The 14,731-nt window shown below is 43.0% G+C and carries 16 protein-coding genes; 5 read left to right on the top strand and 11 right to left on the bottom strand.

The window, feature by feature from the left end; translation table 11 throughout:
* The first annotated feature begins 250 nt into the window (after positions 1 to 250).
* Positions 251 to 1,960: a diguanylate cyclase gene (locus Q4486_RS10635; protein WP_303418380.1), complete on the top strand. Its 1,710-nt coding sequence runs from the start codon at positions 251 to 253 to the stop codon at positions 1,958 to 1,960.
* A gap of 64 nt (positions 1,961 to 2,024) precedes the next feature.
* On the opposite strand, the gene Q4486_RS10630 is transcribed toward Q4486_RS10635, so the two are convergent.
* From Q4486_RS10630 to Q4486_RS10610, 5 genes are all read right to left on the bottom strand, one after another.
* Positions 2,025 to 2,369, bottom strand: coding sequence for a 5-carboxymethyl-2-hydroxymuconate Delta-isomerase (locus Q4486_RS10630; protein WP_303519386.1), 345 nt, complete (start codon positions 2,367 to 2,369; stop codon positions 2,025 to 2,027).
* A gap of 79 nt (positions 2,370 to 2,448) precedes the next feature.
* On the bottom strand, positions 2,449 to 3,033 hold the full coding sequence (locus tag Q4486_RS10625) for a uracil-DNA glycosylase family protein (RefSeq protein WP_303519385.1): 585 nt from the start codon (positions 3,031 to 3,033) through the stop codon (positions 2,449 to 2,451).
* A gap of 264 nt (positions 3,034 to 3,297) precedes the next feature.
* Entirely contained in the window at positions 3,298 to 4,839 is a 1,542-nt protein-coding gene (locus tag Q4486_RS10620; RefSeq protein ID WP_303418386.1) for a tripartite tricarboxylate transporter permease, read from the bottom strand.
* Positions 4,840 to 4,843: 4 nt separating this feature from the next.
* On the bottom strand, positions 4,844 to 5,317 hold the full coding sequence (locus tag Q4486_RS10615) for a tripartite tricarboxylate transporter TctB family protein (protein WP_303418388.1): 474 nt from the start codon (positions 5,315 to 5,317) through the stop codon (positions 4,844 to 4,846).
* A gap of 179 nt (positions 5,318 to 5,496) precedes the next feature.
* Entirely contained in the window at positions 5,497 to 6,480 is a 984-nt protein-coding gene (locus Q4486_RS10610) for a tripartite tricarboxylate transporter substrate binding protein (RefSeq protein ID WP_303418391.1), read from the bottom strand.
* Between the two features lie 217 nt (positions 6,481 to 6,697).
* Between Q4486_RS10610 and Q4486_RS10605 the strand changes: the two genes are divergently transcribed.
* Together Q4486_RS10605 and Q4486_RS10600 are read left to right on the top strand one after the other, a co-directional pair.
* On the top strand, positions 6,698 to 8,302 hold the full coding sequence (locus Q4486_RS10605) for a sensor histidine kinase (protein ID WP_303519383.1): 1,605 nt from the start codon (positions 6,698 to 6,700) through the stop codon (positions 8,300 to 8,302).
* A 17-nt stretch (positions 8,303 to 8,319) separates the two neighbouring features.
* Positions 8,320 to 9,009, top strand: coding sequence for a response regulator (locus tag Q4486_RS10600; RefSeq protein ID WP_303418394.1), 690 nt, complete (start codon positions 8,320 to 8,322; stop codon positions 9,007 to 9,009).
* Between the two features lie 80 nt (positions 9,010 to 9,089).
* On the opposite strand, the gene Q4486_RS10595 is transcribed toward Q4486_RS10600, so the two are convergent.
* The 4 genes from Q4486_RS10595 to Q4486_RS10580 form a co-directional block, all read right to left on the bottom strand.
* Positions 9,090 to 9,515 carry a hypothetical protein gene (locus Q4486_RS10595; protein ID WP_303418396.1) on the bottom strand — a complete coding sequence of 142 codons (426 nt, stop codon included), beginning with the start codon at positions 9,513 to 9,515 and terminating at the stop codon, positions 9,090 to 9,092.
* 152 nt (positions 9,516 to 9,667) lie between these two features.
* The gene (locus tag Q4486_RS10590; RefSeq protein WP_303418398.1) at positions 9,668 to 9,997 is read right to left on the bottom strand and encodes a multidrug efflux SMR transporter; all 330 of its coding nucleotides are present in this window, start codon (positions 9,995 to 9,997) and stop codon (positions 9,668 to 9,670) included.
* 69 nt (positions 9,998 to 10,066) lie between these two features.
* The gene (locus Q4486_RS10585; protein ID WP_303418400.1) at positions 10,067 to 10,393 is read right to left on the bottom strand and encodes a hypothetical protein; all 327 of its coding nucleotides are present in this window, start codon (positions 10,391 to 10,393) and stop codon (positions 10,067 to 10,069) included.
* Between the two features lie 184 nt (positions 10,394 to 10,577).
* Complete coding sequence (locus Q4486_RS10580; RefSeq protein ID WP_303418401.1) at positions 10,578 to 10,919, bottom strand: cupin domain-containing protein; 342 nt, start codon at positions 10,917 to 10,919, stop codon at positions 10,578 to 10,580.
* 490 nt (positions 10,920 to 11,409) lie between these two features.
* Here Q4486_RS10580 and Q4486_RS10575 point away from each other — a divergent pair, with 490 nt between their 5' ends.
* On the top strand, positions 11,410 to 12,585 hold the full coding sequence (locus Q4486_RS10575; protein ID WP_303519381.1) for a hypothetical protein: 1,176 nt from the start codon (positions 11,410 to 11,412) through the stop codon (positions 12,583 to 12,585).
* Positions 12,586 to 12,714: 129 nt separating this feature from the next.
* Complete coding sequence (locus Q4486_RS10570; protein WP_303519380.1) at positions 12,715 to 13,374, top strand: hypothetical protein; 660 nt, start codon at positions 12,715 to 12,717, stop codon at positions 13,372 to 13,374.
* Positions 13,375 to 13,463: 89 nt separating this feature from the next.
* On the opposite strand, the gene Q4486_RS10565 is transcribed toward Q4486_RS10570, so the two are convergent.
* Together Q4486_RS10565 and Q4486_RS10560 are read right to left on the bottom strand one after the other, a co-directional pair.
* Complete coding sequence (locus tag Q4486_RS10565) at positions 13,464 to 14,315, bottom strand: transglutaminase family protein (protein ID WP_303519379.1); 852 nt, start codon at positions 14,313 to 14,315, stop codon at positions 13,464 to 13,466.
* Between the two features lie 130 nt (positions 14,316 to 14,445).
* Positions 14,446 to 14,730 (bottom strand): cysteine-rich CWC family protein, encoded by a 285-nt coding sequence (locus Q4486_RS10560; protein ID WP_303418409.1) that lies wholly within the window; start codon positions 14,728 to 14,730, stop codon positions 14,446 to 14,448.
* Position 14,731 lies beyond the last annotated feature (1 nt).

The raw sequence follows: 14,731 nt of genomic DNA, 5'->3' as shown, positions 1-14,731 counted from the left end.
CCGTCCTTTATACTAAACTCGTATTCTTATACAACGTCGTGGAAGAACTAAGCGGGGTTTCTCAACGCGTTGCCTGCTTCTTTATAACAGTAAGCCGAGTATACACCTTATTGAATAAGCCTCGGGCATTGCTTTTGCTTAGATAACCGACCATAAAACCGGTAATTGTACTTTTTCCTTCATAATCGGTTAGGATTAACGCCTACTATCTTAAAACAACTGTACATTTCCCAGTTATAGAAGACGATTAATGACAAGCTCTCGCATTAGCTCATTTATTTTTACGTTGCTGTTTCTATGCTTTTGGTTGCTCCCCAATACGACTTTTGCTTCTATTCCTGTACAACTTATTCAAGGCGATTCAGTAAAACTTGAACAGTTTAAAATAGGCTACTTTGTCGATACGACAGAGAAAATGCCTTTTGAAAAAGTAAAACAGCAAACTTTTCAAACAACAGAAAACCGCGTTTCATTAGGTACAAACAAAAGGACGGCTTGGCTTAAAATCAACCTTGAAAATGCCAACAGCACGGCAACAAATATTTATCTTCATCATCCCTACGCTTATCACAACAAGGCGGTTGAACTTTATGAAGTAGTTGATGGAAAGTTGATCCGTGAACGCCAGCTTCGTTTAGATGATAAAGAAACACTTCACTGGATGTATCGAGGCAGCGCTGTATTTGAGATCGCATTACAACCACAGCAACACAAAACTATCTATATCAAAAACCTTGTCTATTCACACCAATGGCTCGCATTGAACCTGTATGACAAGAATCAATCAAAAAGGGCCTTACTAAGCCAGTTTACAGACATTGCTCTACTCGTAGGCATGTTGCTGGCGCTTATTATTTATAACTTTTTATTGTTCTTTTCATCCCGTTTAAAAGAGCATCTTTTTTATGCCTGTTATCTCGTGTGTGGCGGCTATTGGATCGCACTCTCCTATGGACTCTTCGCAGACCTGTTTGAAGCCTACGGTTCAAGTACTTTTCAAGGACATTTAGCCTTAGGGGGCATACCTATATTCTTGCTTCTATTCATGATGACAATTTTTGAAACCAAGAAAAACTACCCTATTGAACACTGGGCGTTATTGGCGACCCTTAGTTTATTAATAGGTGATTTTTTCTATGGCTTAATTGATATTGTAGGCTCCCTCAAGAACGCTACTACTCTAGCCTCTATCATGATGGCTATCACACTGTCAGTCACTATTTCAATGCTTATTCGAAAACACCCCCTTGCCCTTTTCTTTTTATTAGGTCACGGGCTGTTTGTCATATTTAGCACTTTAGCCGTCTTGTTTTATAAAGGTTCCCTAGAGTTCAATTACATTAATAGCCACGGTGTTGGCATTGGTATAATGCTCGAAGCACTGGTACTCTCGCTGATTATTGCCTACCGTATTCGCACCATTGAAAGCTTAAAAGCCAACCAAATCGATCTCCAAATATTGGCCTCCACTGATCCATTAACTAAGCTATTTAATCGTCGTCATTTTAATATCGCTGCCAATCATCTGTTAGAAAAAATAAAACTCTCACGACAACCTGCCTCCATTGCGATTATCGACATAGATCACTTTAAAAAAATCAATGACACTTATGGGCACGCCCTAGGTGATAAAGCGATTAAATCTGTTGCCAATATGATCAAGGGACAATGCCGCAATGAAGATATATTAGCTCGTTATGGCGGCGAAGAGTTTGTAATTCTTATGCCCGGAACTTCATTAAAAGAGAGCTATAATGTCGTTGAACGTATTCGAAAAGCACTAGAAAACTCATCCATTACAATCGATAAAAACCAATTAATTAACTTTACAATTAGTGTGGGTGTTGCAGAAATAAACCTTGATAAACCTAATTTACAAAACACAATTGATCAAGCAGATAAAGCGCTGTATAGAGCTAAAGATAATGGCCGAAATCAGTCCCAACTATTTGCAGAATGATAGCGCAGCTCGAACCTAGCTTTATCCACTTTTTGTACCACACTGAGCTAATATTTCATGAAGCTTAAAGCATATTTCTATTGAAGTAATTGGCCTTTTCTAGCTCGACAACATTAGCTCCAATATTAGGTACCGCAGGAAACAAAGCGACTAAGCCTTCAACTATTTTGCGAGATAAATTAGATTTTTGCTCGTCGCTTCTGCCTTCCATGATATGGGAAAAAACATGGATAAAATCTTCGATTTTATTCCCTGTAGAGTATTTTTTATACGCATTAACCCTCACTTTTATATCATTTTCATTAAACAACTCTGTCGACTGTGCAGCCGAGTGTACTTGCTCAATAATCTCTTCTTCAGAGTGCAATATAAAAATACTTTCAGAACAATCGACTAAAAAATGCGGCATTAGCTTTCCTTCTCTCTATTTACGCTTCAAACACTAACCCAGCGCTTTAATGCCTTAGGCGTAGAATTGATAAACTGATTTAATCTAATTTAAGGACTTCAGATACCCGTTGTTGCAGACTAGGAAGTAGTTCGGTTTCAAACCAAGGATTTCGCCTAAGCCAAATATTATTTCGTGGGCTTGGGTGAGGAAGCGGAACAATCTTTGGCCAATAAGTTTTCCACGCACGAACCGTTTCCGTCAGTGAAGATTGCTTATCATGCAAATGGTAGTTTTGTGCATATTGACCAATCACTAAGGTAAGCTCAATGTCCTGTAAATGGCTAAGCAGCTGATCACGCCAAGCGGGCGCACATTCGGGGCGCGGCGGAAGATCTCCGGATTTTCCCGTACCCGGAAAGCAGAAACCCATAGGTAAAATAGCCACGTATTTAGGATCATAAAACTGCTCTCGAGATATACCCATCCAATCACGTAACCGATCGCCACTTGCATCATCAAAAGGTATACCTGATTCATGGGCTTTTCTGCCCGGCGCTTGCCCTACTATCAATATTTTCGCCTGAGGATCTATCTGTAAAATAGGCTTCGGCTCATAAGGCAGATTCTCTGCGCAGCGTGTGCAGGCACGAACCTCATCTAACAACGATGTAAATAAAGTCATACAGCCCCTCCTAAATATAATGCCTTGCTACACTCAGTCTAACACTCAATCCAGCTGGGGCAGCGCGTAAGCGAACCTTTAAAAAAAACCGGTGGGATATTATCTATTGAGAAAACAAAAAAGCCCGACATAATAGCCGGGCTTTTAGCTTTTTAAGTAGCGATTTCTAGTAGCGCATACTTAAACATGTCCATTACGTCAGCCAGTCCTCTCTAAACAGCAGCCACCGCTAAACTGGGGGTTAGAATACCTTCAGAAAAGCGCTCACCCCTCCCCTTCATTGATAGCAGCTTCTGGACCACGAGCATTTTTACGGTTGCGGAACAGATCAAACACAGGTGGAACAATCAGTACAATCAACGCCACAGAGATAATCGCCAGTGTAAGCGGCCGCTCCCATAGGAATGCCAAACTACCATCAGAGATCATTAATGCTCGGCTTAGATTCGTTTCCATCAACCCACCTAGAATATAACCTAATAGCATAGGAGCCATCGGAAACTCTAGTAATTTAAGGAAGAGCGCAATAAGCGTAATAACCACCATCATATGAATATCGAAGGTATTAAAGCTGACCAGATAAACCCCTGTAATGGAGAAGAACAAGATCATGGGTATCAAAATTGGCCGAGGGATAATCAATAATTTAGAAATATACGGAATCAGCGGCAGGTTAAGAACCAACAAGACCAAATTACCGAAATACATTGAGATAATGACTGACCAGAAAACATCAGGGTTATCCAAAAACAACCGTGGTCCCGGCTGAATACCATAAGCGATCAACGCCCCCAGCATAATTGCGGTAGTGCCTGAACCAGGAATCCCTAACGTCAGCAACGGTACAAAAGAGCCCGTGGAAGCCGCATTATTAGCCGATTCTGGCGCTGCTACGCCCCGTAAAGAGCCCTTACCAAACTTCAATTTTTCTTTTACCGAAGCTAAGTTACGCTCTAGGCCATAAGCTAAAAATGACGCTATGGTAGCACCCGCACCCGGTAAAACCCCGACCAGAAAACCAAATACGGATGAACGAGCAATTGTGGGAGCAACCTCTTTTATCTCCTCTTTACTGAGCTTCATACTGCCCAGTTTACTCATATCGACCTGCTGTTCCTCCTTCCGATGTTCGCCTTTTAAGACCGTCATGATCACTTCCGTCAACGCAAATGTCGCCATCGCTAACAATAAGAAGCTAATACCATCAATTAGATCAAGACTACCAAAAGTAAAACGGGTCGCGCCGGACATTGTATCTGTACCTACCGTCGCAATCATCAAGCCAAACACTGTCATTATCAGTGCTTTAATCACCTGCCCTTTACCTGAAAAAGCGGCGACAGCAGTAAGCCCCAAAATCATCAAGGCAAAATAGTCGGTCGATTGAAAACTAAGGGAAACTTTTGCTAACGCCGGTGCCGCAAAGAGTAGCGCAAGTGCCCCTATAGTCCCCCCTGAAAAAGAGGAATACGCCGCCAACGCCAACGCTTTACCTGCCTGATTTTTCTGTGCTAAAGGGTAACCATCAAATGCAGTCACTACCGTACTGGCACAACCCGGCGCGTTAATAAGTATAGAGGAGGTAGAACCACCGAATACCGCACCATAGTAGACCCCCGCCATCAGGATAATGCCCGATGAAGGATCCAAACCATAGGTAATCGGGATCATTAAAGCCACGGCAGAGATAGGACCTAAGCCTGGCAGCATACCGATAAAGGTGCCCGCAAAACAGCCGACAACCACCATCATTAAATTAAAAGGCATAACCGCTGTGGATAGCCCGGTAAAAATTCCGTCTAACATCGCCTTAGCCTCCAAAAATTTGCATATACAACTGACCAGGTGCCAGATAGATATCCAGCAATTTGGCCAAGATAAACCAAATACTCACCGCAAATGGGACCGACACTAGCAACAACATTTTGATGCGCCGCTCACCCAACATCCAGAAGCCAGCTATCAAAAACAGCATGGTCGCCAACATAAAACCGGTCCACTCCAGTGCAAGACCAAAGCAAACAATCAACAGCAACAATTTGGCTACCAAAGCAAAGTCATAGCCATTAAGGCTCAAACGATTTTCGACGGATCGTTTTGCCGTAAGTAACAATCCCACTGATAATACAGCGCCTAAGATCGCTAATGCATAAGGTACAGTGCGTGCCGTGAAGGGTTCAAACTCATCCCCCGGCAACATATCTATACTGCCGGCATAATAGCCGTAAAGAACCGATAGGCAGAGAAATACCAAACCACCAATATGGTCTTTAGTTAACATCATAAAAGACTCCCGGACAGAGGCATTCTGTCGGATAAAACAAAAAGCTCCGGGCTTTCAACAATGATAATCTGCTACCCGTAGAGATTACCTGACCCGGAGAAGAGCTAAGAAATATTCCCTATAGCAGACACAAGCGCTGGTCTCACTTGGCCTGCTTATATGATCCAAGCTTTTAGGTTTTACTTAAGAAAACCTAATTCGCGCATCAGAGCACCCACTTCTTTTTCTTGCTGCTCTAAAAAAGTAACGAACTCATCATCAGGTTTAAAAAGCTCAACCCAACCATTACGGGCACGTACATTTTCCCAAGCATCAGTGTCATACATTTTTTTCAGAGTCGTCACAAACTCCGCTTTTTCCGTATCACTGATACCAGGCGCCGCAAAGAAACCACGCCAATTAACAAAGCTAGCGTCATAACCTAGCTCTTTAAGTGTCGGCACATCTGGAGCTGCTTCATTACGCTCTTCACCTGTCATTACCAAGATCCGAATTTCACCCGAATCGGCTAAGGTTAAGGCTTCACTAAAACCGGTAGATAGAATAGATATTTCACCAGAAAGCAGACCGGCCATCGCCTTACCACCCGCATCATAAGCCACATAACGTACTTGGCGAGCATCACCACCAGACGCTTTAAAAGCCATAGCAGCAACTAAATGATCCATGCTGCCACGGGCTGAGCCACCCCCAATTTTCACAGAACGAGGCTTCTCGTTAAATTCAGCCACTACATCGTTAAAACTGTTGTATTTAGAATCCTTCCTGACAACAAAAGCACCAAAATCGCCTACGGTTGCAGCAATTGGTGTTAAGTCTCGGAATGATTGAGGAAACACCTTAGACAGTGAACGAATCACAATTGGAGTCGAGTTCACCATAAGTGTGTCATGCTTCTGATTAGCTGTTTCAATAAGATGGGCAATCGCTTTACCGCCACCGCCACCTGACATATTTTCATAAGAGATGCTGTCGACTAAACCCGCTTTACTCAACGCCTCACCAACGCCTCGCGCGGTACCATCCCAACCACCCCCTGCACCACCGGGTACCAAAAAGTGGATCGACTCCATAGCTGCTACATGAAAGGATGCGCCTGCAGTCAAACAGGTAGTTAACACCGCCGCTATTAAGGTTTTCTTATTCGCCGTTTTACCAAACATTGTGATTCCTCGCTCGTTAACGCTCATTTTTATAGTGCGATCCACAATAGTTTCCTGTTACTTTTTAATAAAGTTTATGGATTTAAAGGCTTTTTAAGACATAAAAAATATTTTGTTCATAATGTTCACGAGCCAAGCTAAAGCAGATTGATTACTATCTAAGCACGGGAAAAAAGAGAAAAGCTCCGACAACAATTATTAAGTACGAGTGCGTACCATGAAGCTTCCGCAACTTAAATTGAAACAGCGAATGATCCTGATACTTGGGATTATGGCGCTCATACAGACCGGCTTTATTGGTCTATTTGCCCTTCACTATCTAGAGCGTTCGCTCGATGAACAGATTGCTCAACGCGCCTTAGATGTAGCTAAAACAATTGCGGTAATGCCCCATGTTGCCGAGGCGGTCGAACAGAAAAACAGCACCTATTTACAGCCTCTTAGTCTGTCTTTAGCCAAAACAACAGGAGCACGTTTTGTTGTCATCGGTGATAATAAAGGCATACGCCTAGCACATCCGATACCAGAGAAGATTGGCTATTCCATGTCTGATGATGATGGGGATAGTGGCTCCCAAGCACTGATTCAAGGACATGGATATATAGCTAAAGCGGTGGGGTCACTCGGTTGGTCCATGCGAGGAAAAACCCCTATTATCAATCCAGAAGGTAATATTGTAGGCATTATCTCTGTTGGCTACGATCTTGACCGGGTTAATCAGATTATCAACCGTTATCGGCTCACACTTATCTTAGTTATTCTCTGCTCTTTTATGCTCAGCGCAGTCATTGCCGTCTGGTTCGCTAGCCATTTTAAAAGCGCTATATTTGGACTCGAACCCGAACAAATAGCCCGGTTGTTTGATGAACAACGCGCCACACTAGAATCTGTCCGAGAAGGCATTATTGCCATCAACAACGCCAGTGAAATCACCACCATCAATCAGGCTGCTATTGAAACCTTAGGGCTCCCTAAAGATATCAACCTGATCGGCCGTAAAGTTGATGAGATCCTGCCAGACAGTTCAATGCTGAGCGTACTAAAAAGCGGTGAGCCTCAATTTGATAGCGAGGTCTGGCGAGGTGATCACTGTATTATCGCCAACCGCCTCCCCTTAAAACAGGGCGATACAATCATCGGTGCAGTATCCAGTTTTCGACGCAAAGATGAGCTGGATATGATCAGCCAAAAACTGACTAGGATTCAACAATATGCGGACACTTTACGCAGTCAGTCCCATGAGTATTCCAACAAACTACACACCATCGCCGGACTTATTCAAATTGGCGCAACCGATCAAGCTTTACAGCTAATAGGGCAAGAAACCCAAAGCCATCAAGCGTTAATCAAACTACTGATGAAAGCGGTACCCGATCCAGTATTAGCAGGATGCTTATTAGGCAAATATAATAGGGCACGGGAGATGGGACTAGCCTTAGTCATTGACCCTGAAAGTGAAATGACCAGTCTGCCCGATAAACTCCCCCGAGAGCAATTAGTCAGCATCCTCGGAAACCTGATCGATAATGCTCTGGAAGCGACTCTAAACTATCGCGCTGGCGAAGGTAAAGTACAGCTCTCGATGACCGATCTAGGAAACGATCTAATTTTTGAAATTGAAGATCAAGGCCCAGGTATCCCACTAGAACAGCAGGATAAAATTTTCGAAAAAGGCGTCAGCAGCAAAAGTAACGATGGCCACGGTTATGGACTACACTTGGTGAAAAACTTACTTGATAAGCTTAATGGCACAATCACCATCGAGAGCAGTTCTGAGGGTGGCAGCCGCTTTACCGTCTATATCCCTAAAAATAAAAAATAGTACGGATTGAATAACTGATGATAAAAGTAATCATTGCCGAAGATGATCCACAAATTGCCGAAATTCAGCGGCGCTTTCTCGAACGAATTGAGGGGTTTGAACTGATCGGTATCGCCCATCGCCTAACCGATGCGGAAGATCTCATCGAGATCATGCAACCTGACCTTTTACTACTGGATATCCAGTTCCCAACGGGCACAGGATTTGACCTTCTTCGCAAAATCCGTGCAGGCAACAATGCTATCGATGTAATCATGATCACCGCCGCAAAAGAGGTCGATACCCTTAGGGAAGCTCTTCATGGCGGTGTGTTTGATTATATTCTTAAACCGCTAGTCTTCGAACGGCTACAGGAAACGCTACACAACTACCAACAACACCTAGAAAAACTACGTGCCCTAGAAACCTTAGCCCAATGCGATGTCGATCGAGTACTACCTCGCAGCAACACTCAAGATTCCACTACACAGGAAAACATACGCTTACCTAAAGGAATTGATGCGATCACTCTAGATAATGTGAATAAGGTATTTGCCGAACGAGACGGTACACTAAACGCCGAAGAGGTCGGTGAAATTATCGGGGCCAGCCGTACCACCGCCCGTCGTTATTTGGAATATCTGGTTAGTTGCACCGAACTATCTGCAGAGGTCAGCTACGGCACAGTTGGACGTCCAGAGAGACGCTATCAAAGATGTCACTCTTAACCTCCAGACCTTGACCTTAGAGCACTGCTGCCTCAGATAAAATAGCATCTACAACACATAGTCAGCTCACCTCTAAAGGCTTAGTTTTCAAGTGAACGACGTATGAGCTGTTTTGTTTCTGACACATTGGCTATATCCAGTAATGCTGAGGCTTGTAGCCACTCCTGCTCTGCTTGCTCCTGCATACCGTTTTTTTCAAAAGCAAAGGCAAGCATGCCTCGATAAAGGCCATGTACTCTTTGAACGCCTGCATCATCTGGATCTGAGGGGTTATGAATTCTATCAAGTACTATCGCAGAAAAGGGGAATTTAAAATCCCAAAACTCTTGGTCTGCCTGAAAAATCGATTTACTGGAATTTGATGTACTCTCGACAAGGTTTTGGAAATGGTGAGCCGCTAAGAAATATTGACCATTACCTAGCGCCTCTTTAGCTGAGGTTTCCTCTTCTAGTTCATAAACTACTTTGATTAAATCAACAAAAGTAGAGCTCGCCCTTTTTGACATAAAAAGCATTGCAGAGCCGCCAATTATGATGCCCACAAGAAGACAAGTTATATATTTAAAGGCCTCTTTCATTTTTATTATTTCTCTTCTAAAAACATTGTTATTACAGATAAAACTTAGCGCCTAAGCAAAACTAACAGCTTCTTATATGTTTAATGACTCACCGTTTTCGAAAAAACATTGATAACAACTACACCCAAGATAATTAAGAGCATTCCTATTATTGCGGGCAGATCGGGCACCTGCTTGTAGACAACAGCACTTATTGATGCAATTAGACATATCCCCATACCGGCCCAAATAGCGTAAGCGATACCTATAGGAATAGTTTTAAGTACTATAGATAGGCAATAAAATGCAATGGCATAACCCACTACACAAATAGCTGTAAACGTAAAATTAGAAAAACCATTAGATGCTTTAAGTGCAAGTGTTGCTATCACTTCAGCAGCAATAGCTATTGCTAAATACCAGTAACCCATACTCAACCTTCTATAAAAAATAACGCTTTGCTCACCACAACGTCAGGGGGGCCCTACTTGCTTCGTGTTTTAATCACAAAACACCCAAATACTTACTTTCTCTTTTAAGGCTTTCTCACAAACCAACAACAATTTATCGAGCGGCTGAGTGAAGGCGTCATGTTCAGACAGTAACGCTTTGACCTGATCGGTTTCATCCATCAAAAAAACCAACTCGTCAATATTAAACTTTGTATCGCTGTAGTAATCCTCAAGCCTTGTGAATAGAGGAAACTCTGTTGCGGTAAGGCCTAGCTGAGTAAAAAGCAGTCGATGAAGCTCAAAATCAAATGACGCATCACTATTTTGATAGGATGCCTCTTTCTGATTATCACCTATGTGGAAATCTAGCGCCATTTTTAGCCTCGTTAAACATAATGCAGGAATAGGTGAGATTTTGACGTACTTAAGGGTCAACTAGTAACTAACATGCACGATGCAAGACCAGCCCCTTAGATTCCTACTTAGGCTCCTAAATTCGAAAACTGGAGGCTCATAACGCCCACCTCAGCCGATGCTTTGCCGTCAGCGGGATGGCTTGTTATATTTCAATTCGATCACCATGGCTCGGTGGAGTTGATGTTACTGTAAATACCAAATCAATTTCGTGTTGGTTGCTTAATTGATGCCTTGAACCTGCGGGAATATGAATACCCTCATTTGGGTTTAACCTGAAGATTTCCCCCTCAAGTTCCATAGTTGCAATACCGGATAATATAAAAAAGAATTGCTCTGCTTTAGTGTGGAAATGGCGAGACTCAGAACAACCAGAGGGAACTCTTTCTTGGATTACACTTAAGCTTTCAGTTTTTACAAGGTGCCAACCGTCACATTGATTTCCCCAAGTATAGTGTTCGGCTAATTGAGTGCTAATGACTGCCAAGAGAGCTCCTTGAAATATAATAGTTGTATATATGGAGGGCCGTGTATCTACCTATACTAGGCATACATCTATATGATTTATAAATATTTTTAACCTAAGCCTAGTATAAATACAAGCCCCCTTTTTTTACTCCCCGTCCGTAAAAGCAGCATAGATAAGGGTGAATAATAATGAATGAGTTACAAGCTTCCATGCTTAGTATTTCATTATGCGCCTGTCGTGATTGAGTCTTTCGCTATAACCTTCCGCTCACCGGGTGAGCGAAGGGTTAATAGAGAGTGATAGAAGCATTAAGTTATTTAATAGCATCTATCCCAGTAATTAAAAACTCATGCAAATATCACCTAAAAATGATAATTTATCGATTCTAAAACAACATACCCGCCGCGCCAATTCTGTCTTTATATTAGTGGTTTCGGTAGATCAGAAAATTTTATTCAACCTATTTTCATAAATATGGACTACCAAGGACTCAATAAAAGGGACACTAATGACTATTATAATAAATGGCGCACTCACCCTTTTTTTGACCATAATGCTCGCTTGTATCTCTCCTTATTCATCTGCCACAGAACATGGAACAGATACTCTCGAAGAGGTCATGACACGCCTGAAAAGTGCCTATGGAGAATATTCTAATCAAAATAGAGAACCTATATCCATACCTGAAACCATAGTAAGCCAATACCAAGCCCTAAAAAGTACTCCAGATCCGTCACCGGAAAAACTAGACGCATTTATCCGTGAAACAGAGCAGAACATAGCGAACTTTCACACGGCAGCGGAATTCCAGCATAAATCAGATAACATGGCCTATGTCTATGAGATGAGGCTATTAAAGCGGGGGATTAAATATGGGCTGCCTGACACTGTCCTCGCAATAGACAATACATACTTCGACATCATCGAAAATCCAGCCTTTACGGGTGCGGACATTCTCGCGTATGAAAAGCGTTACTATGCAGCCATGCAAGACCATACCAAAGACATCTTTAAAGTACTTGATGACGTAAGTAAGTTATATGATATAGGCCATACATTAAGCCGCCGCGTAAACGAGCTAAGTGAGACTGAACAGTTAGACATAGATGAAAGCATCACTGAATTTGACGCGACGGTAAACGAGTCCCATGAACTATTAAAAAACAAAAAATGGTCTCTCGCCAGCTCTAATATTCAGTTAGGATTAACCTTAGGTAATCGCCTTGATGTTAAAATAGACAGCATAATAGACAACCGCCATAATCAAAAAAAAGCGCTGGTTGAGCGACACCACAGGTTAAAGGCAGAATGGGAAACACTTGACTCCCACATCGAAAAGCTAACAGATAAAATTGATCGGTATGAAGACAAGTTAGACTCATCATGCACCCAGACCATTGTCGACTATTCTTGTGCCGACAGTTGTCCAAAGATCCGCAAACTAGATATTATCTTTAAATATTACAAAGACGAGCCTGATTTTCAGTGTTTGTCACAATGTAGCCATGCGGAGCGCGAAGCTCAAGCGGATTACGACCGCGAAACCGAAGACTGCGAAAACGACCAACACCGAATAATATCTAAAGCCAATGATCTGATCGAAGAAAAAAACAACTTATCTTACCGCTACAACCAAATTTTAGATGAACTAAGGTCTATAGAATCTAAATTAAGTACAGAATAAAGTATCAGCAAGCAACGAACCTAAACCGCCCACATTTACAGGCTCATCTCAATGAAATATACAGGTAACATTGTTTTAACCCTGACCTCTCTATTTGTGCTGGCCGCCTGCGTTCCTGTTGTTAGTAAAATGTATAATGGGCCAGAGGTCTCAGGTGTAGTTCTACGCTTATCAGATCTAACGCCCATCGACGGGGCCATCATTTCTTACGATGGCGTTAAACCATCCGCAACAGCAACCCAGTCGTCAATAACGAACGCGCAAGGGCATTTCATACTAATTCCCACCAAAGCATTGAATGTAGAGATGCGCATGCCGGCGTATACACCACTGTCCGTCCCTATTTACACTCAACATTCAACCTACGGGCACTCCACAGATATAGCCGTCGCCCAATGGAAAGGAAGAGAATATGAAAAATACGATATTGGCACTATCATTCTTGACGAGGAACCCAAAGTATACGCCCCGCCATTAACTGAAGATGGAGTCGACCTTAAAGTATTAGAAAAGGCGGTAGAGCCTCAAGGGTTGTTTAGCCTATGCAACGTAGATGATGCCGGCGGCGCAATCAATAAATTAAATATCGTCCGAAAACTTGCGCATAAAATTGTCCACGCTAAACAAGACCCCGCACAAGAAAAACAGGTAGCCGCTTATATCCAAGAGATGAAAAATAGTACCAGACATAGCTGGTCGTATTTTGCTCACGACTGCAGCCAAATAATCTCATCCATAGAACTCGAACACATTAAGAGGCGCGTATTTGAGGAGCTAGATAGCCTTTAGTAATGGACTGGCACACGGCTGAACCGCCCCTGATCAAATGACAAACTCGCCAGCCCCCTCACCTTTTCTTGTTATCAATTTACAGCGTTTTAGCATTCACTCACCCAAACACCCACATCCATTTTTGACTCAGCCGTGCCCGCGTATGACCCCGATATGGGCGGCACCGCTTCAGCCAAACGCGATACGGCCACGGGAATATGATCCGTGCCTACAATATCACCTATGGTTGGGTCAAAGCCCTTCCAGCCGCCACCCGGCAGATAGACTTCGGCCCACGCATGGGTCGAACCCACCTGATCAGACATCAACGGCGCATGCAGATAGCCACTGACAAATCGCGCCGCAAACCCTAGACACTTAACCGCTTCCATAAAGAGTAAAGCAAAATCACGACAAGAGCCCGACCCAAGGGATAAGGTCTCCTCGGCGGATTGCACACCCGGCTCCTCTCTCACTTTGTAAACCAAGGTATTATGGATAGTCTCCGTCAACCGCTGCAATAAGGTATAGGTTTGTACCGCCTCGCCCCCACGCCAAACATTAAATAACCAGTTATTTAATAGCGTTCGGGTATTTTCATCGGGCAGCACTCGGTAAGGTGACAGCAGAAACTGATCGCTTTCGTGATATGAAAAAGGATAATTAATCGCATAATCCGCCACCAAAAAATCTAAGGGGGATTCATTATATTGCTGAATCACCACCTCGCTTTCGATCGTCAACTGTTGCGCTGGGTTGCTGAAATTGGCAATCGCTACTGAGTTACCTTCCACATCGCGATGCCAATAGATTTTTGCATCGGGTGTAATCTGCAACGAGAAAGACTCTATACGTAGCTCATGATCTTCTCGAGGTCGCAGTAACAACTGGTGCGCGCCCAAAGTCACGGTATCCGTATAGTTATAATAGGTACGATGAATGATTTTATAACGTTTCATAATGCCCCTAAAATGAAAGTTCAAACTTACATAAGAGAACCTTGCAGCCAACCTAAAAGATCATATAAAACTCACAGATCTAAACAAGATCTACATCGATTCACAGACAACCGACAACCCATAGTGTGAATTAAGGTTTGATGCTTTTTGTGGCCAAGACGCATGCCTTACAAATACACGCAGTATTGAGGTGCGATGCAGACACTTGGCTTACCAACTCATGGGGAAACTCTATTTGGCTATCAGAACACCAGCAAGAGAGAGCCTCACCACTTGAGTTGAGATGTCCACAATGATTATCTTTGCCACACAGAGGGCATTTATCAGATGGGCACAGGTCTTCTTGATTCAACGTAAGCAGCCCCAATGAAGTCGTCGCATTAAACAATAAGTTTAACCCATTAATCGCCACCATG

Source organism: Neptuniibacter sp. 2_MG-2023, assembly GCF_030547495.1.
Lineage (GTDB): Bacteria > Pseudomonadota > Gammaproteobacteria > Pseudomonadales > Balneatricaceae > Neptuniibacter.
Note: the sequence above shows the minus strand (reverse complement) of the source record. Positions and strands in the feature narration are given on the sequence as shown.